The following is a 17,508-nucleotide window of genomic DNA, read 5'->3' as shown; positions in this document are numbered from 1 at the left end:
ACCCCGCATAGTCCTCACTATGCACAACGCGCTTAAGGCGCTCGATAACATCTTGAGAGCTGAGCTCTTTATCTCCAAAAATATGATGGAAATTGGATTGGAAGAAGCGACCTTCTGCCACTTCCCAATCAAACAAGCCCAGATTGGAGGCTTCGATCGCTTGGGTTAAACGTGTCTGACTTTTCACAAGCGCTTCGCTGACGGATTTGCGTAATGCAACCTGCTGATTCAACTGCGCATTCGCTTTTTCGAGTGCTTCTGTGCGTTGACGAATCTTTTGCTCGAGATCCTGCTCAGTACTCAACAATGCCGTATTGAGCCGATTCTTCTCATAGCGAAGCTGCGCTAAATCTTGCTCTGCGCCGCCTTTTACCCGCGGTAAGATAGACTTCTCGCCACGCTGAACCTGACCAAGACTCATCGCCAGTCCTAAAAACAGGAGATTCATTAAGGTCATCACCGAGCCCGCGGATGCGTTTAGAGCATTTAGCATCATTAGGTTAATGGCAACGAGCACGGGCACGCTTGCAGTCAACCAAATATAAAAACCAAAAGGCCTCGCCAACAAACAGTTGAGCAGACCAAGAAGTGAAAAAACAAAGATCGTACTGCTATCCAGAGCAGGAGCGTAGTACGAAGCAAGCGCCCATGTAAGCGAAATGACAGCAGGAAGTGCCGACTCTAGAACCAACCATTTTTCATCCAGCATTCGACGACTAAAAACGGCAACTAAAGGCACTCCAGCCAACAACACGACGGCCGCCAGCAAAAAGGAAAAAAGCGCATCCGTCGCTTGGGCTTCAAAATGCATTAACCAGACGAGCGCGGCCAACACCCAGACGCCATAAAATGAGACCCGCTCCAACACACTGAGTTGGGGCGCCGACCAAAGGCTTAAAACGGCTGGAAGTTTCACACTAAAGAGTCTGGTTAAGGTGATTATTATCGTCGTTGCAGTGTACTCCTTTTTGCCCCGCGATTCTAAAGAAAAGCCCGCAAACCTTCAGACTCAATGAGCAGGAATTAACCTGAACAAGCCATTGCGTCCTGATATACTCGTCTGCCCCGAAATCAAGAAACAACTGAATAGCTCAATGGATGTCTCCCACCTTCTGGATGGTCTAAATGACGCGCAGCGTGAGGCTGTCGCGGCGCCAATGCAAAACATGCTGGTACTTGCTGGTGCGGGTAGTGGTAAAACCCGCGTTCTCGTCCATCGCATTGCATGGTTGATGCAAATCGAAGGCATTAGCCCAAACTCAATTATGGCTGTTACCTTCACCAATAAGGCTGCGCGAGAAATGCGCGGACGAATTGAAGAGTTGCTAAATTTGTCTGGTAGAGGAATGTGGTTTGGCACTTTCCACGGAATCGCACACCGCTTTTTACGCGCCCATTACCGCGAAGCAGAACTGCCCGAGAATTTTCAAATTCTCGATTCCGATGACCAACTACGTATCGTCAAACGCTTGATGCGCGAACGAAATATTGATGAGTCCCGTTGCCCACCAAGACAAGTTGCCGGCTTCATAAACAGTCGCAAAGATGAAGGCGTTCGCGCGAAACACCTCCCCCCCGCAAAGAATCCTTTCGACAGGCAGCTCGCATCCCTTTATCTAGACTATGAAGAACAATGTCAGCAATCCGGGCTCGTCGACTTTGGTGAATTACTGCTTCGATCTCATGAAATCTGGTTAAACCACCCTGCTCTTTTGGCCCACTATCAAGACCGTTTCAGCTACTTGCTCGTCGATGAGTTTCAAGACACCAACACCGTACAATATGCATGGTTGAGAGTGCTCGCCGGGAATCGCATCCCTGTCATGGTCGTCGGCGATGATGACCAAAGTATTTATGGTTGGCGCGGCGCAAAGATTGAAAATATTCAACAGTTTGAAATCGATTTTTCTGGCAGCAGTATCGTTCGTTTGGAGCAAAACTATCGCTCGACCGGCAACATCTTAGAGGCCGCTAACGCACTCATAGCGAACAATGGCAGTCGCCTGGGCAAACAGCTTTGGACCGATGACAGCGAAGGCGAGCTTATCGATCTCTATGCTGGGTTCAATGAACAAGATGAAGCAAACTATATCGCAGATCGTATCACCGGCTGGGTTGACCAAGGGAACTTACGCCAAGACTGCGCCATACTCTACCGCTCTAACGCGCAGTCACGCGTTCTCGAAGAGTCTTTGATTCGGGCGCAAATACCATATCGCATCTATGGTGGACTCCGTTTCTACGATCGTCAGGAAATCCGTAATGCAATGGCATATATGCGTCTTGTACATTACCAACACGACGATGCCGCTTTTGAGCGAGTTGCCAACGTTCCTCCTCGCGGGCTCGGTGAAAAAGGCATGGCCTCAATTCGAGAGCGTGCGCGCGACGAAGGCTGCTCTCTCTGGCAAGCATGTGCCTATCTCCTCGAACAAGGCGCTTTAAAGGGTAAAGCCAAATCTTCGATGGCTCAGTTTATGGATTTCATTGAAGTGCTATCGAGCCAAGTTCACGAACTTTCGCTCAGCATGCTCTGCGAGACCGCCGTGAAAGATTCGGGCCTCATGGATTACCATGCCTCGGAAAAAGGCGAAAAGGGTCAGGCTCGTAAAGAAAACCTCGAAGAGCTCATTGGCTCAACACAAGACTACGAGCCAGAAGATGACGAGCAACCGATCTTGTCGCAGTTTATAGCTCAGGCTGCACTGGATGCAGGCGAACAGCAGGCGGCGGAGCACGAAGATAGTGTTCAATTGATGACCTTACACTCCGCGAAAGGGTTGGAGTTTCCATTGGTGTTTATGGTCGGTATGGAGGAAAACCTATTTCCGCACAGCATGTCGATGGAGGAGCCTGGACGGCTTGAAGAGGAACGTCGCCTTGCATACGTTGGCGTCACTCGCGCAAGGGAGAAGCTAGTGCTTACTTACGCCGAGTCACGAAGATTATATGGCGAAGAGAAGTTCAATCCTGTTTCCCGTTTTGTTCGCGAAATTCCAAGCAATACCATTCAGGAAGTACGTATTCGCAATACCGTATCGCGGCCGGTTTCTTTTGGCGCGAGCAGCCAGCAAATTCCAGGCGATGAAGCCCCCGCTTTTCAACTTGGCGAATTAGTTGCTCACCCAAAGTTTGGCGAAGGAACTGTTGTGAATTACGAGGGCCGCGGCCCTCACGCACGCATTCAAATTATGTTTCAAGAGCACGGCAATAAGTGGCTTGTGCTTTCCTACGCAAAACTTAGCAAGGTTTAAGATGACAAACCTAGCCCCAGAAGCTGAAATTGACAAAGAAAATGTGCGATCCGTACAACATCCGAACAATACAGCAAATAACAATAAAACGGCGCAAACTATGAATGTTGAAGCAGACTACATAAAGCGCTCAAATGAGCGCATTTCGGCACTGCAACAAGACGTTGCCGAGCGTGAACGAGCAACGCAAAACAAAGCGAAAGAGTTATTGGCGCGAGAGCAGCAGTTAGCAGAGCAACAATTGCTGTTAGAAAAGCGTGAGCAGATTTTCGAAACGCAGCGCCACCGCCAACGCTTGGCCAAACGAAACAAAGCTTCTTTAATTGCACCTCTGCTACTTATTACCTGCGTTGCAGCGGGCTATTTCGCCTATGAGCAGATAGACCAGCAGCGTCAGTATTTCCAACAAGTAAAAGTTGCCGAAGCGCACGTCGATAAGCTGTCGAGAGTACTAAACATTACGCAGGAGCGCATGGTGTCAAACACGAGTACTATTGAAGAACGAAATGCGCAGCTTGCACAAACGCAATCCAAGCTGGAGTCTCTAGAGGCGGAATTTTCCCGCCTTCAAAACGAAGCGCGTGCGACGAACGTGACCACATCAACACACACCAGAGCAAAACTTTTGGAACTACTCCTTTTTACACCGACGGCCGAGACTCAAGGGGCCAACCTGGAAATACTCCAACCGCCCTCGTCGGATTTACGATAAACCAAACGATCATGCAAGCGGCTTTCGCGTCCTTGCCAAAACTCAATCGACACTGGCTTGATTCGATAACCACCCCAGAATGAGGGCAAGGGAATCGAGCCCTGCTTAAACTTTTCAGCCGCCTCCCGGTACTTCTGTTCTAGAAATCCACGAGATTCAATCACGTCGCTTTGATCACTACACCAAGCGCCAATTTGACTGCCTCTTGGCCTTCCGGCGAAATATTTAAACGAGTCAACACTCGAAATTTTTTCGATGCTTCCCTCTATTCGAACCTGGCGGTTTAAAGGCAACCAAGGAAACAGCATCGCTACTTGTGCGTTGCCCTTAATCTCTTTTGCTTTGCGGCTGTTGTAGTTGGTGAAAAACACAAAGCCCTCATCGTCAAACAACTTTAGGAGTACTGTTCGAACGGATGGAAATCCATCAGCAGTCGCCGTTGCCAAACTAAAGGCGTTTGCGTCCTCAATGCCAGCCTCTTTCGCTTGCGCGTACCAAAGCTCGAATTGTTTGACCGGATTTAAATTCATGGAGGAATCATCGATTCCTTCACTCATATACTCTCTGCGATGATCGCCTATGTCCACACATCTACCCCAATGCTTGTTGTCTCGATATTACGCGTGAAATGCCCACAAAGATCAAGCCTTCCACTTGCGCGCGATAAAGTGATCGATCGACAAGCGCCCCGGACCGTAAAAAAACACACTCAAAAGCACCGCACCCCAGAAGTAATGATCATTCATGCCCGCGGGGCTAATATCTGGATAACTGATTGCAGCAACCGCATTCAAGATAAACAAACCGCCGGCCGCGACGCGCGTCCCTAAACCAAGGACAAGCAGGACAGGAAACAACAGCTCGGCACCTGTCGCCATATAGGCAGCCATTGTGGAAGGAATCAAAGGTACCGCGTACTCATAGGCAAACAAATCCAGCGTAGAACTCCAAGACGCAATCTTACTCATCCCAGCCGCCCAAAATACTTGAGCCATAGCCAATCGAAAAACAACCGATAAGCCGTCCTGCGCCTGGTTGATAATACGGATACCTCCAGATACAAATGATGCGATAGTCTCAGTCGTACTCATTTAAAACCTCCTATTACTCTGTCTCAGGTCGCTCGAATTACCGGCTTCACAAAGCAATCCAAGATTTATAAACAATGACAAGCTAGTGCTCAGCTGCTCAATGGCAAAGTCATCTTCTTTTTCACAGGCGATCAACGCGCGCTCAAAAGCCTGCTCCAGCGTCTGTGGTTGATCTGGTGTTTGACGAAAAGCTTTAAGTAAAAAGCGATCGATGCGATTGAGCGCTTTGGTCTCAACACGAAGGCCCGTCCGCCAAATCAACATGCATTCAGCGCCTTGATCGAGCTGGAAATTTTCCTCATTACGCCCTTCACGCGCGCGCTCATTGAACTGCCAGAGCTGGAAAATCGGATAATCGGAGTCAATCAACACGACGCTTGGGTGCAACATAAAGCGCGCGTCTGGGCTCGAACTCAACATCGATTGCAGATGGCTTGCATCGATTGCTTGCGCATCCTTGCAATGAAATGCCATGTGCCAGGCCCAATCGACAGAGACTAAATCCGGGATGTAGGGGTAGGCCGCCAGAGGTTTGAAATCGCGACAAAATTGAGAGAATTGCGCCCCGTAGTGATCTAAACTCCAAGATCTCGAAGGGTTCAATTTTATATATCGACGCGAAAGCGCATCAAAAAATGTGTCGCCCAAGGCCGTCTTCACTCTTGGAAAAATATCCCCCAATGCGGCAACAAGATTGCCCGTGACACTGCCCATGTAGATCTCGAATTGTTGCGTCGGACTGAGCCGCCCACTTGCTTGAATCAGCCGATCTGCTTCGTCTAACTGGCCGGAGTAAACGCCACGGATAAATGCGTCCTGGAGGTGTTCAAGCGACATCACGCGCAGCCTCCCAAAATACCGACGCTTTTTTCATCTCATCTAAAAGCACTGAGTACTCGGGAATATTAGTATCCCATTCAATCAAGGTCGGAACACGACCAAAACGCGCCAAAGCTGCCGCGTAGAGTGTCCAAACATTGTCATGCACCGAGGCTCCATGCGTGTCGAGTAAGTGCGAGCCCTGATCTTCAAAACCTGCCAAATGCAGCTCTCTTATCCGACATGCAGGAAGACGTGTGAGGTAATCAAAGGCATCAAAGTTGTGATTTTTTGCACTAACGTAAATATTGTTGAGGTCGCATAAAAGCAAACAGTCTGCTTGCTCTACAACCTCACATAAAAACTCAACTTCGCTGAGATAGCTTTCACCAAATTGCAGATAGCTCGACACATTCTCGATCAATATCTGCCGACCCAAGCGCTCTTGCACCTGCTGTATTCGCTCTGCAATATGTCGCGCAGCAAGCTCGGTATATGGCATTGGAAAAAGGTCATGACCGTGAATGCCCGAGGCGCTGCTCCAGCACAAATGGTCGGAAACAAGCTGCGGATCGAATTGCTTTACCAAACGGGCCAAGCGCTGAAGATAATCCTCGTTTAGCGGGTCGGTTGATCCTAAAGACAAACCAACACCATGAAAACTCAATGGAAAACGTTCGGCTATCTGCCCCAAATAATATAGCGGCATGCCGCCATCACCGAGATAGTTATCGGTCAATGCCTCAAACCACTCTGGACTGATACTAGAGCTGGAATCAGGATTAGAATCAGAAGTGAGAATATCCTGATAATGTTTCGCGCGTAGACCGAGTCCTAAGCCCTCTAGCTTTTGATCTGATACTTTCGAACCCATAGACCCGACCCCGCGCCAAAGCAGTACTTACTTAACTTTGCCGCCTACAATTTTTTTGCACGTTCCTTCTGGCACATACACCCACTCTTCTGGATCGCCATCGGTCGCAGCTTGGCCTGCACAGCTGTGCTTGCTAGTACCACAATCGTTCATGCCTGCTTTCGCGATACCCTGACATTTCTCGAAACCCGGCTTGCCTGCAAGTGCATCTGAAGATGCGCCCATTACGCCTAAAGTTACTAAGCCTGCAATTGTTGATTTAGTGAGTTTGCTTACTGTTGTCATCTCTTGATCCTCTCAAAGTTATTTGTTTTGGAATGCGCTATTTTTTAACACAGTCGCAAGTAGAGACTCGGCGCTTTGCGAGAAGTTCATATTTTTTTTGTTTTTGCATCACAGGCACAAGCAATTCAGAAGACGAACTAAAGCTTTTACTTATGCCTTTTCTACAACAAGATCTGACGTTAGATCGGGAGTAAGCGATCCGTTACACTTTCCTGATACTCGTGCATAATGACTCTGCATCCATCATAGAGTTCTCAAAGAGAGAAGAGCCATACATGATTATATCCATTCCGCAATTGATTCAGGAAGCGCGAACCAACTTAAATTGCGCAACCGCCAGTGAATGCCTGAATGACCTTCCTAAGAAGGCGATCATCATTGATGTCAGGGAACCTGGTGAAGTAGCTGAAGTAAGCGCTCCCAAGTCCGTCAATATTCCTCGCGGCGTAATTGAAATGAAAATTGGAGAGCACGCTTGCTCAGCAGACACGCCGATCTATATTCATTGTTCCACTGGAGCACGTGCGACACTGGCCGCCGAGCAACTTCAAAGAGTGGGCTATACCAACGTAATAGTCATTACCTGCGCTCTTGATCAAGTCTTGTCCGCACAAGCAGACAATTAATTCAAACCGTACATTCTCAGTAAAACGAGGTAGAGATTTTATGAGCCCCCCGATTGTAATCGACTACTACACTGATCTGCTTTGCGTCTGGGCTTGGATTGCTCAGCGTCGACTGGACGAACTACATGAACAATTTGGTGACCAGATTGCCATCAACCACTATTACATTGATCTTTTTGGTGACGTCGCTAAGAGAATAGAGCTGCAATGGACGGAGCGAGGCAGTTATGAAGGATTTGCTCAACACGTAATGCATGCAGTGCAACCATACGACAATGCGACAGTTAACGACCGTCTCTGGACAGAAGTTCGACCAAGCACTTCTGCTAATGCACATATGTTTATCAAAGCGATTTCACTCAGCTATGGACAAGACAAGGCAAAGGCCTTCGCTTTGACGCTAAGGCAAGCTTTCTTTATGCAAGCGTTAGATATATCTCAGATACCCGTTTTGCTGGAGATCGCAAAACAACACGGGCTGGAGGTCAACCGACTAAGAACGAGCATAGATAACGGCACAGCGTTAGCAATGCTACTCTCTGACTATCGAAAGGCGAGCCAACAAAATATCGCGGGAAGCCCAAGTTTTGTTATGAACAACAATCGACAAGTACTATACGGTAATGTTGGGTATCGGGTACTGCACGCTAATGTTGAGGAGCTTTTGAAAAATCCGGAGCACGAAGCTAGCTGGTGTTGATGTAGAGTTCTCACACTCAACTGCCGCAAAAAGCCTTATCCTCCAACAGATCAAAATACACTGCTCGCCCCTTATGGCGTAGTCAGTATCGTAGACCGACACCTATGAGGAGGAGGTTCCTAGAGGAAATAAAGAATCTGCACTGAAATGGGGCTCGTGTGACCGTTTTTCGATGATTTAATAGCTTGAATTCAAAGGCGTGCATGACGAAAATACGCGATCAAGGAGTAGTATCATGACATCACTTATTTTCGTGCATGGATTTTGGACAACCCCCCGTATATGGGAACAGTATCAGAATTATTTTCATGCGCTTGGCTATCAGACGAAAGCGCTTGCACTGCCCCAGCATTTTTCTCGAAACCAGCCGCAACATCCCGAAGGTCTGAGTCTTGTTGACTACTTGGATTATCTAGAAGAAGAGTTTCGCGCCATCGCTATCAATGGTGGCAAAATCGTTGTCGCTGGTCACGGTATGGGTGCCGTTTTGGCGCTTCAGTTGGCTATGCGTGTTGATCCTGACGCATTACTGCTCCTTTCGCCCGAGGCGCCTTCTCCTATCGGTTCCGCACTTCCTCCAGCCCGAGCGCTTGTTGATACATGCACTACCCCCTTCTTTTGGAAACGGGGTATTAAGCCGACATTCCGCGCGGCACGAAATCTTCTGTTCAATAAACTCAATGATGAGACGGCGAAGAAATTCTATGGGTATCTCTGTTACGAATCAGGCCTAGCCATTCATCAGACCTGGTTTTGGTACCTTAATACTAAATCGAGTGCATCTATAGAGCGCGAAAAAATCTCCTGCCCCATCATGACCATCGCCGGTAGCGATGATCAATATTGCTCACCAAGAGTTGCACGACGTCTGGCTCGCCATCTTGGCCAGGGCCGTCACTTTCATCGTTTACAGGGCTTTGGGCATATGCTGCCTTTAGAAGACAAGAGCTTCACCGCTGCTAGGCAAATACACGTTTGGCTTTGTTGGCAGCTAGGGATGCAAAGCAACCCTAGCAATCAGCATCAGGGCTTAAATACAGCGACTGTATAACCCATGCCTTTCAGGTGGCTTGCATGCAGCTGGCTCATGGTGCCTTTCTCACAATAGATCAAGTAGCGCTGGGACTTATCCAAGCGCTCTACCTCACTCATTAACTCATAAAACGGGATGTGCACGATCTCGTTATTTGTCAGCGTCAATGGTGCTTTTATTAGCTCCTCAGCGCCTCGAATATCAATCACCACATCGCCAACATGAGGCAGATTTGTCACCTCGACATCGACGATGTTTTTCTGCTGTCGCATGACCTGATCAATCTTCATAAAATATGCGTCTTCAACCGCTTGCTTGAGCACGTCAAAATCGAATTTCGATTCTTCCTCCAAGACGCGATCCAGCTTCGCACAGGTTGTTGGGCGATCTGAAATCACACCGCAGTATTCAGGCATATTTTTCGCAAACTCTTCCGTCCCAATGTCGGTCGAAAGACGAATAATATCCTGCTTATCCATGGTAATCAGCGGACGTAGCACCAGCGTTTCACACACCTTATCAATTACGTTCAGATTAGTGATTGTCTGGCTCGACACCTGAGAAACCGACTCTCCGGTAACAAGCGCTTGAATATTCAGTTGATCCGCCACCTCTTGTGCCGCGCGCATCATCATCCGCTTCAGTATCACCCCCATGTGGGAGTGATTAACATTCTTCAGAATCTCGGCGACCACGCCTTCAAACGGCACCGTCACAAACTGAACACGATGTGAACGACCATATTTTTCCCAAAGATACAGCGAAACCTGCTTCACGCCGATTTCGTGCGCATCTCCGCCGAGATTGAAAAAACAGAAGTGCGTTTTCAAACCGCGCTTCATCGTCAAATAGCTGGATACCGTCGAATCAAATCCGCCAGAAATTAGGGACAACACCGGTTCTTGCGTGCCAATAGGGAAACCACCCAAGCCCTCATACCGTTCGGCAATGGCATACAAGGTTTGGTCACGTATTTCGAGCTTGATCGCCACATCCGGCTCTCTTAATTCCACTCGAGATGCTTTGGTGTTCTGAAGAAAGGCACCGCCAAGATAACGTTCTAGATCCGTAGATGCGAAGCTGTGCTGCCCTGCGCGCTTCACGCGAACCACAAAGCTCTTCCCGCTTACTTGATCGCCATAAGTTTTAATACAGATGTCTGCAATATCTTCAAAACGATCGTCAATCCCTTCAAGTTCATGGCTCTCTACTTTAAGAATATTTGCGATCCCCGGAATGCGCTGCAAGGCAGCGATCAGTTTTGGCTCATCTGCCGCGTAGTCCGGCAGTAAACGCACCTCGATCTTATCCCAAAAACCTTGCACTTTAGCGCCATCGGTTTCTTTTGATAGAACAACCTGTACGTTTTGACGTAGCTGTTTTACCAAGCGTTGGCGCACGGGTTTGCTCTTGATGGTGATTTCTGGAAAAAGTTTGACGATAAATTTCATGGCAGCTCTCAAACCAAATTTTTTAGGCGGCGTATTCTATATGAAATAAAGATCAAAGTTGCGCCAATTTACACTTCTTCACTCGCGCGTGCCGCTATACTGAGAGAGATCATGCAGCAAACGTAGTATTGGAGACAAATAATGACAAAGAAAGGAATAGACGCTCGTGTAACGCCAAAAGGCAGTATGGACATACTGTCACGGCACGAGGTCAGTCTGCTGCGCAACAAAAAAAACAGGCACCTTCAAGAAACTTTTCGACGCTGCGCACTCGCGGTGCTGAATTCCGGTTCGATTAGCGATGACGGCGAGAGCCTGCTAAAAGCCTACAAGAATTTCGCTATTCAGGTTATTCAGCAGCCTCGTGGCATTAAACTAGACATAAAAAGCGCGCCTGAAAACGCCTTTGTTGACGGAGATATGATTCAGGGCATCAACAATCATTTGTTTTCAGTCGTGCGCGACATTATCTATACCGAGAATGTCCTGATCAAAAACAACAACCTGAATCTAAAATACTCAGAACACATTACCAACTTTATTTTCCATCTATTGCGCAACGCGAACCTTCTAAAAACCAACTGCGAGACAGACATCGTGGTCTGCTGGGGCGGGCATTCGATCGGTCGAACCGAATACGATTACACCAAAGAGGTGGGCTATCAGCTTGGGCTGCGCGCACTGAATATTTGCACTGGCTGCGGACCCGGAGCGATGAAAGGCCCAATGAAGGGAGCAGCCGTTGGCCATGCAAAACAGCGTCATGCCCTTGGTCGCTACATAGGCGTCACCGAACCGGGCATTATCGCGGCAGAATCGCCTAACCCAATCGTAAATGAGTTGACCATTTTGCCCGACATCGAAAAACGACTCGAAGCGTTTGTGCGCTTGGGACATGCAATCATCGTATTTCCCGGTGGTGTTGGAACGGCAGAAGAGATTCTCTATATTCTGGGCGTACTCTTACACCCAAAAAACCGCGATATGCCTTTCCCCTTGGTTTTCAGTGGCCCCGCGTCAAGCAAGGACTACTTCGAGATGATCGATGCCTTCATCGGAAAAACATTGGGAAAAGAAGCGCAAAGTCGCTACAAAATCATTATTGATGATCCTGTTGCGGTCGCCAAGTATGTAAAAACACACTTAGAAGAAGTCAAAGCATACCGACGCAAACGCCGAGACGCCTTTTATTACAACTGGCTGTTAAAAATTGATCCAATCTTTCAGCAACCTTTCGAGCCGACCCATGAACTCATGGCTAGTCTAGACCTGAGCAAAGACCAAGAGCCCCATTGTCTCGCCGCCAATTTACGCCGAGCATTTTCGGGAATTGTTGCCGGTAACGTGAAGGCCAAAGGTGTTCAGCAAATAAAAGAAAAAGGCCCTTTCGAGATCAAAGGAGATGAACACATACTGGGGCCGATGGATACGCTGCTCCGCGCTTTCGTCGAGCAAGGGCGGATGAAGCTGCCGGGCTCTCAATATGAGCCTTGTTATACCATCGTGAAGTAGCTCAAGAAAAAGCCGAAACGTCGTGTTTCGGCTTTTTCACATTTTTAGCAACACAAAAAGAATTCTACTTAAGTGAGCTGTAGTACTCCGCTAAGTTTTCGATGTCCGCATCAGACAGCCCTGCTGCTTGCGCTTGCATGATCGCAGCCATACCACCAGTGCGTTGCTTCGCCTTGTAAGCCTTCAACGAAGAAACTAGATATTCCTTGTTCTGACCCGCCAAATTCGGATAGGTCTTAATCGCCGCCATACCATTCGCACCATGACATGCTGCGCAAACCGCAGACTTCGCTTTGCCTGCTGCCGCATCGCCTGCAATAGCAGTGCTGGCACCGAAAGCCATGCACATGGCAGATAATAGGATCGCTTTCTTCAACATCTTGTTTCTCCATTTTGATCAGAACTGGCGAAGACATGGCTCCGCCGCTTCAGCGTTCAGTTTAGCAGAGACCTTAAAAAACCAAAGGTTTTTCGGTTCAGAGCAGACTATCGATATTATTTAAAACGTCGTCCTCAATACATCAGATTACTTTTTATTCGATCTGGCGCGCATTTTCCGGATCGCACATTTCGCTTTAGAGCGCTTTGCGATAGCATGCCTTACGAAAATAAAAACTGCGAGATTGATCAATATGTTACGTGTCTTATCGAGTCTGCTGTTCTTGTTCGCTTTGAGCACCTCCGCTGCCGCAAACAGCCTTCAACCACTTACCATGTGTGTATTCGACTTTGTCGGCCATGACGGACCAATTCACAAGGAAATGAAGGAATACAAAATCGACGCCGTTAGATGGGGCGTAGATCTTCAGTTCAAGGTATATACTGATGACCGTGTTGCTTCGGAAGAGTTTAAAAACGGCGTCTGCGACATGCTCAACCTGCCAGGTATTCGCGCAAGGGAATACAACAAGTTTACGGGCAGCATTAACGCCGTTGGTGCACTGCCAACCTACGACCACTTGGCGATTGTTGTTAAGTCACTCAGCAGCCCGGGCGCATCCAAACTGATGCGAAATGGTGAGTACGAGATTATCGGTATTGGTCCAATTGGCGCCATTTTCCTATTCGTAAATGACAAATCTATTCAGAACCCTGAAGACATGGCCGGTAAACGCGTTACCGTTTTGGATAACGCACCAGAAACCGAATATCTTGCAACACGCATTGGCATGACCCCAGTGTCCTCTAGCATCGCGAACGCGCTTCAGAAATTTAACAACAAAGCGGTCGATATCACAGGTGCTCCAGGCCTCGCGTACGAGCCTATGGAAATGTACAAAGGATTAGAGCCATCCGGCGGCATTATTAAGTGGCCTAGCTTACAGATCACGATGCAACTTATCGTTCGCTGGGAAAAGGTACCTGAAGGCTTTGCACAAAACTCGCGTGAACTCATGGCCAGCAAATACAAGGATCAGATTCGCAAAATTGTGGATAGCGAGTTAACCATTCCAGAAAAATATTGGATAGACATCAATGATAAGACCAAAGATAACTGGAACGAGTTATTCCGTGAAAGCCGCATCGCATTGCGCGACAAAGGTGTCTATGACGGAAAAGCGCTTACCCTATTCCGCAAGGTACGCTGCAAAATTGACCCTGCGTTAGCGGAATGTACATCGAAAGATCGCGAATAGCGTTTCTAGAAATAGGCCTCTCGACAGACAAAGAGCCTCATTCGAGGCTCTTTCAAGAAAGTAGGACATTCAACGCAAGCCGTGTTTAATTAGAGAATACGCTGCCAGTAACCAACATCAATCCATTGATCAAACTTACGGCCGACTTGGCTCAAGTGTGCCACTTTCTTCATCTCGAACTTTTCATGTAAAGCGATACTACGATCGTTGGGCAGAGCAATACCCGCGAGAGCAACATGAACGTCCGACGCCTCCAGAGCTTCAAAAAGCGCTGAATATAACAGCGAACCAACCCCACGCAGAGCAATTTTCTGCTCAAGATATACGCTCACCTCAACCGAGTGGCGATATGCAGAGCGCTCGCGCCACGGAGCCGCATAAGCATAGCCAATCACTCGACCATCGATCTCAGCAACGAGCCAAGGAAGACTGTTCGCAAATACCTGTTCAAGGCGTTGCGCAATGTCTTTGCTGCTGACGCTTTCCTCTTCAAACGTGATGATCGTGTGGTCGACGTAATAGTTGTAGATCTCACTGATCGCATGCGCATCCTCTAAGGTGGCGCTGCGACAAATTAGCGATGCGGACATAACACGGCAGTCCTTTTAATACTTAAGGCTTATGGACTGTAAACAGATGGCTTTGGACGCCGCTCTCGGCAAACTCAAGTAGCACTGGCACCTCTTCACCCTCTTGCAATGCGCGAGTTAGACCAATCAACATGATGTGCTTACCTTGCGGCTTAAGTTCAACCGTTTCACCTGCCGAAAATGCGATGCTCTCAATAGGGCGCATGCTCATCATACCGTTTTCCATCGTGGTCTCATGGATTTCAGCCTTGGTCGCGATCTCAGTTTTAACTGACATCAGTCGATCTTTCGCATCACTCGTAATGTGAGCATATGCAGCGGTCATCCCTGCATTCGGCGGCATTAATCTTATCCATGCATTCTCTAACTTTGGCTGCGCCAAGGCGACGTTCGCCCCTGCCAACATCGCACAACCCAACATCACCGTTATTACTCGATTCAGCATTATCTCTCGTCCTATTTTTCCGCTTTATTATGGGGGTGCTTATCGTATCGGAGTTGCCTCGCACTATTGTCGATAGAGCATTCGCCATCATTCAACCAGCTACCCGCCTCTTCTCGAAGTATCGTCATTAACGCTTCAATATGTTCAGGCCGGTCATTCAGCGCTGGTATATATTCAAAGCGCTCACCACCAGACTCCATAAAGTACTCTTTATTTTCTCCTGCAATCTCTTCGAGCGTTTCCAAACAGTCTGCGGAAAAGCCCGGACAAATAACCTGAACTGATTTCACGCCCTGGTCAGGCAAGGCCTTCATCGTTTGATCAAGATAAGGATGCAGCCACTGAGCCTTTCCGAAACGAGATTGAAAACACGTCATATACTCGTCTTCGTTAAGGCCAAGGCGTGTCACTAACAAGCGTGTCGTAACATGGCACTGGCAGTGATAAGGATCGCCCTTCAACAAGAATTGCTGCGGTACACCATGATAGGAAAGAACCAATTTATCGGCTCGTCCATGCACTTGCCAATGCTGTTCAACGCTCTGAGCAAGCGCCTCGATGTAACCAGGATGCGTGTGATAACTGCCAATATAACGAAAATGTGGCAACCATCGGCGCTGGGTAAAATCTGCTGCTAGCGCGTCAAACACAGAGCCCGTTGTGCTCCCCGAATATTGCGGATACAGCGGCAAAACGATCATTTTCCGACAACCCTCGCTGAGCATATCATCGACGACATTGCTCACACTTGGCTCCCCATAGCGCATCGCTAGCTCGACCTGAATATGCGCCCCGTATTCAGCGCGCATCCGTTCTCGAATAGCGTGGGTCTGATCCAGCGCATGCAACATTAACGGAGAGCCTTGCTCCGTCCAAACCTCAGCATAGGCTGCCGCAGATTTCTTCGGCCTGATCCGCAGAATGATTCCATGCAGAATGATCATCCATAGCAATCGGGGGATTTCTACCACTCGCGGATCAGATAAAAACTCAGCCAGGTACGTTCTCAAAGCTTTTGCGGTAGGCGCCTCAGGCGTACCAAGATTGACTAGCAATACGCCCAGTTTGTCTGCTTGTTTGTGCGAAAAATCTTCAAAGCCTTTGTAGGCCATTATCCATCCTCTTTGCCAAATTGCTTCAGTCTGGCCCAAGCCATCCCCAAATACTCATGCCACGCGGCTTCGGTCAACTGCAGATGACGCGCCCTTGGCAACCAGTCTCTCCAGTACGTCGGACGCTGTCCGGCGGTTTCATAGTTCGCTGGAGCAGCAATGGGTTTAAGACCCTGTTGCGAGAATATCGCTATGGCCCGAGTCATATGCAGCGCCGATGTCACTAAAGCGAAAGACTTTGTTTTCAGGAGTGCTTCCCATGCTAGCGCTTCTTCTCGCGTATCTCGGGCTTCTGACGCAAGTAATATGTCTTGAGAATCAACCCCAAGTAGCTGAGCGACCTCTGCCGCAACCTCAGCATGACTTCTCGAATCGTAGCCGCCATACCCTGACAGCAACAACTTAGCACCTGGGTTCTGACGATATACTTGAATACCCGCCACCAAGCGCGAAAGCCCCGTTCGGTTCATTTGGCTTAACGTTGGAATCCGCGGATCAGTATGATGGCCAGAACCGAGCACTACCACATACGACACAGGCTGCTGCGCATATTTTGGATATTTGAATTCCAAAGGCTGGGCAATGGCATTCGCAATAGGTTGAACAGAAAGAAGGTAAAGCGCGATCAACGCAAAACACAGACAGCTCGCCGCAAGCCGTTTCGATTTTCTATAAAAAAGCCCTGCACTGAGAACAAGCAGAAACAGCACGATCGGTATTGGCATCAACAACCCACCGATCAACTTTTTTAAGCCAAATAACACAGTTAGCGAACAACTTTAAAATTCGCCATGGCATAAAGCTCGCCTTGTTCATCTCGCACTTGCACTGACCACTCTCCGGTCATGTGTTGGTCAATAAACTTACTCGAGTAACTTCCCTGATCTTTCGATGTCACCGGAATTCGGACACGCGCATAGCGCTTATCGCCTCGATGCCACTCGTGATAGAGCGTAACACCTTCGATATCCTGCAGCTGCGTGTGCAACACAACCTTGATCAAGTCTTCGCCATTCATGGGCACTTCATAACCTAAAATATTGTCTGGCTGACGCTTTGCATCTACATTGCTTGCCAACGTAGCGGCACGAATCCCGGGGTGCAAGGTTGTCACTGAAGAAACAGGTGTCATGGAGTCATTGTTACTTAACGAGGCTGCACGAGGCGCTTCCGATGGAGCGCTCTTGGTTACTTCTGCGCCTTGCGTTACTGGCGCTGATGATGCTTCTGAGATGTCATCCTGCTGACCAGCAACCACTGCGACGCGTTGTTTCTCTGGAGCACTATCAAAACCCGCGACCTCCTCAACGGAAGCGACAACCGCATTGGTTTGAGGTGCTTGTATCGAACGCACAAGTTCTTGTTCG

Annotated in this window: 19 protein-coding genes and 1 pseudogene; 7 read left to right on the top strand and 13 right to left on the bottom strand. The window is 48.4% G+C overall.

The window, feature by feature from the left end; genetic code table 11:
• A pseudogene (locus A3750_RS14715) lies at window positions 1-916 on the bottom strand (hypothetical protein); the annotation flags it as partial.
• A gap of 178 nt (window positions 917-1,094) precedes the next feature.
• Between A3750_RS14715 and uvrD the strand changes: the two are divergent.
• A complete protein-coding gene (uvrD, locus tag A3750_RS14710; RefSeq protein WP_068455673.1) occupies window positions 1,095-3,254 on the top strand; it encodes a DNA helicase II in 2,160 nt (719 codons plus the stop codon).
• Between the two features lies 1 nt (window position 3,255).
• The gene (locus A3750_RS14705; protein ID WP_068465992.1) at window positions 3,256-3,966 is read left to right on the top strand and encodes a hypothetical protein; all 711 of its coding nucleotides are present in this window, start codon (window positions 3,256-3,258) and stop codon (window positions 3,964-3,966) included.
• On the opposite strand, the gene pdxH is transcribed toward A3750_RS14705, so the two are convergent.
• The 5 genes from pdxH to A3750_RS14680 form a co-directional block, all read right to left on the bottom strand.
• Window positions 3,915-4,523, bottom strand: a complete 609-nt coding sequence (gene pdxH / locus A3750_RS14700) for a pyridoxamine 5'-phosphate oxidase (RefSeq protein WP_231871834.1) — start codon at window positions 4,521-4,523, stop codon at window positions 3,915-3,917. The genes A3750_RS14705 and pdxH overlap by 52 nt on opposite strands.
• An 84-nt stretch (window positions 4,524-4,607) precedes the next feature.
• A complete protein-coding gene (locus A3750_RS14695) occupies window positions 4,608-5,057 on the bottom strand; it encodes a DoxX family protein (RefSeq protein ID WP_068451614.1) in 450 nt (149 codons plus the stop codon).
• Window positions 5,058-5,894, bottom strand: a complete 837-nt coding sequence (locus A3750_RS14690) for a putative DNA-binding domain-containing protein (protein WP_068451617.1) — start codon at window positions 5,892-5,894, stop codon at window positions 5,058-5,060.
• Window positions 5,884-6,750 (bottom strand): DUF692 domain-containing protein, encoded by an 867-nt coding sequence (locus A3750_RS14685; protein WP_068451620.1) that lies wholly within the window; start codon window positions 6,748-6,750, stop codon window positions 5,884-5,886. Before A3750_RS14685 ends, A3750_RS14690 begins: the two co-directional genes overlap by 11 nt.
• A 27-nt stretch (window positions 6,751-6,777) precedes the next feature.
• Window positions 6,778-7,035, bottom strand: coding sequence for a DUF2282 domain-containing protein (locus tag A3750_RS14680; protein WP_068451624.1), 258 nt, complete (start codon window positions 7,033-7,035; stop codon window positions 6,778-6,780).
• Between the two features lie 275 nt (window positions 7,036-7,310).
• Between A3750_RS14680 and A3750_RS14675 the strand changes: the two genes are divergently transcribed.
• From A3750_RS14675 to A3750_RS14665, 3 genes are all read left to right on the top strand, one after another.
• Window positions 7,311-7,661, top strand: a complete 351-nt coding sequence (locus tag A3750_RS14675) for a rhodanese-like domain-containing protein (protein ID WP_068451627.1) — start codon at window positions 7,311-7,313, stop codon at window positions 7,659-7,661.
• A 40-nt stretch (window positions 7,662-7,701) separates the two neighbouring features.
• A complete protein-coding gene (locus A3750_RS14670; protein ID WP_068451630.1) occupies window positions 7,702-8,361 on the top strand; it encodes a DsbA family protein in 660 nt (219 codons plus the stop codon).
• Window positions 8,362-8,596: 235 nt separating this feature from the next.
• Window positions 8,597-9,412, top strand: a complete 816-nt coding sequence (locus tag A3750_RS14665) for a carboxylesterase (RefSeq protein WP_068451634.1) — start codon at window positions 8,597-8,599, stop codon at window positions 9,410-9,412.
• On the opposite strand, the gene thiI is transcribed toward A3750_RS14665, so the two are convergent.
• Window positions 9,385-10,845, bottom strand: a complete 1,461-nt coding sequence (gene thiI, locus A3750_RS14660) for a tRNA uracil 4-sulfurtransferase ThiI (RefSeq protein WP_068451637.1) — start codon at window positions 10,843-10,845, stop codon at window positions 9,385-9,387. The genes A3750_RS14665 and thiI overlap by 28 nt on opposite strands.
• 138 nt (window positions 10,846-10,983) lie before the next feature.
• On the opposite strand from thiI, the gene ppnN reads away from it, so the two are divergent.
• Window positions 10,984-12,357 (top strand): nucleotide 5'-monophosphate nucleosidase PpnN, encoded by a 1,374-nt coding sequence (gene ppnN, locus A3750_RS14655; RefSeq protein WP_369819947.1) that lies wholly within the window; start codon window positions 10,984-10,986, stop codon window positions 12,355-12,357.
• Window positions 12,358-12,421: 64 nt separating this feature from the next.
• Here the strand turns inward: ppnN and A3750_RS14650 are convergent, their stop codons facing one another.
• Window positions 12,422-12,736, bottom strand: coding sequence for a c-type cytochrome (locus tag A3750_RS14650; protein WP_068465990.1), 315 nt, complete (start codon window positions 12,734-12,736; stop codon window positions 12,422-12,424).
• Window positions 12,737-12,989: 253 nt separating this feature from the next.
• Between A3750_RS14650 and A3750_RS14645 the strand changes: the two genes are divergently transcribed.
• On the top strand, window positions 12,990-13,994 hold the full coding sequence (locus tag A3750_RS14645; RefSeq protein WP_068458165.1) for a putative solute-binding protein: 1,005 nt from the start codon (window positions 12,990-12,992) through the stop codon (window positions 13,992-13,994).
• Window positions 13,995-14,083: 89 nt separating this feature from the next.
• On the opposite strand, the gene A3750_RS14640 is transcribed toward A3750_RS14645, so the two are convergent.
• The 5 genes from A3750_RS14640 to A3750_RS14620 all read right to left on the bottom strand — a co-directional run.
• The gene (locus A3750_RS14640; protein WP_068455999.1) at window positions 14,084-14,584 is read right to left on the bottom strand and encodes an arsinothricin resistance N-acetyltransferase ArsN1 family B; all 501 of its coding nucleotides are present in this window, start codon (window positions 14,582-14,584) and stop codon (window positions 14,084-14,086) included.
• A 22-nt stretch (window positions 14,585-14,606) separates the two neighbouring features.
• Window positions 14,607-15,029 (bottom strand): copper chaperone PCu(A)C, encoded by a 423-nt coding sequence (locus A3750_RS14635; RefSeq protein ID WP_082863204.1) that lies wholly within the window; start codon window positions 15,027-15,029, stop codon window positions 14,607-14,609.
• A gap of 11 nt (window positions 15,030-15,040) precedes the next feature.
• Window positions 15,041-16,141 carry a ferrochelatase gene (gene hemH, locus A3750_RS14630; RefSeq protein ID WP_068455996.1) on the bottom strand — a complete coding sequence of 367 codons (1,101 nt, stop codon included), beginning with the start codon at window positions 16,139-16,141 and terminating at the stop codon, window positions 15,041-15,043.
• A complete protein-coding gene (gene elyC / locus A3750_RS14625) occupies window positions 16,141-16,905 on the bottom strand; it encodes an envelope biogenesis factor ElyC (RefSeq protein WP_082863203.1) in 765 nt (254 codons plus the stop codon). Before elyC ends, hemH begins: the two co-directional genes overlap by 1 nt.
• Before the next feature lie 2 nt (window positions 16,906-16,907).
• On the bottom strand, window positions 16,908-17,508 hold a 601-nt coding region (locus A3750_RS14620), incomplete at its 5' end, for a DUF2914 domain-containing protein (protein WP_156498605.1).

Source organism: Oleiphilus sp. HI0079 (genome assembly GCF_001635105.1).
The sequence above is the reverse complement of the archived record's forward strand: the minus strand, read 5'-3'. Positions and strand labels throughout refer to the sequence as shown.

Bases quoted from the DNA above. Each gene is read 5' to 3' on its own strand.
- A3750_RS14640 (WP_068455999.1), bottom strand. From the start codon at position 14,584: ATGTCCGCATCGCTAATTTGTCGCAGCGCCACCTTAGAGGATGCGCAT.
- A3750_RS14670 (WP_068451630.1), top strand. From the start codon at position 7,702: ATGAGCCCCCCGATTGTAATCGACTACTACACTGATCTGCTTTGCGTC.
- A3750_RS14675 (WP_068451627.1), top strand. From the start codon at position 7,311: ATGATTATATCCATTCCGCAATTGATTCAGGAAGCGCGAACCAACTTA.
- A3750_RS14695 (WP_068451614.1), bottom strand. From the start codon at position 5,057: ATGAGTACGACTGAGACTATCGCATCATTTGTATCTGGAGGTATCCGT.
- A3750_RS14645 (WP_068458165.1), top strand. From the start codon at position 12,990: ATGTTACGTGTCTTATCGAGTCTGCTGTTCTTGTTCGCTTTGAGCACC.
- A3750_RS14690 (WP_068451617.1), bottom strand. From the start codon at position 5,894: ATGTCGCTTGAACACCTCCAGGACGCATTTATCCGTGGCGTTTACTCC.
- hemH (WP_068455996.1), bottom strand. From the start codon at position 16,141: ATGGCCTACAAAGGCTTTGAAGATTTTTCGCACAAACAAGCAGACAAA.
- thiI (WP_068451637.1), bottom strand. From the start codon at position 10,845: ATGAAATTTATCGTCAAACTTTTTCCAGAAATCACCATCAAGAGCAAA.
- pdxH (WP_231871834.1), bottom strand. From the start codon at position 4,523: ATGAGTGAAGGAATCGATGATTCCTCCATGAATTTAAATCCGGTCAAA.
- A3750_RS14650 (WP_068465990.1), bottom strand. From the start codon at position 12,736: ATGTTGAAGAAAGCGATCCTATTATCTGCCATGTGCATGGCTTTCGGT.
- A3750_RS14665 (WP_068451634.1), top strand. From the start codon at position 8,597: ATGACATCACTTATTTTCGTGCATGGATTTTGGACAACCCCCCGTATA.
- A3750_RS14685 (WP_068451620.1), bottom strand. From the start codon at position 6,750: ATGGGTTCGAAAGTATCAGATCAAAAGCTAGAGGGCTTAGGACTCGGT.
- A3750_RS14705 (WP_068465992.1), top strand. From the start codon at position 3,256: ATGACAAACCTAGCCCCAGAAGCTGAAATTGACAAAGAAAATGTGCGA.
- A3750_RS14635 (WP_082863204.1), bottom strand. From the start codon at position 15,029: ATGCTGAATCGAGTAATAACGGTGATGTTGGGTTGTGCGATGTTGGCA.
- uvrD (WP_068455673.1), top strand. From the start codon at position 1,095: ATGGATGTCTCCCACCTTCTGGATGGTCTAAATGACGCGCAGCGTGAG.
- A3750_RS14680 (WP_068451624.1), bottom strand. From the start codon at position 7,035: ATGACAACAGTAAGCAAACTCACTAAATCAACAATTGCAGGCTTAGTA.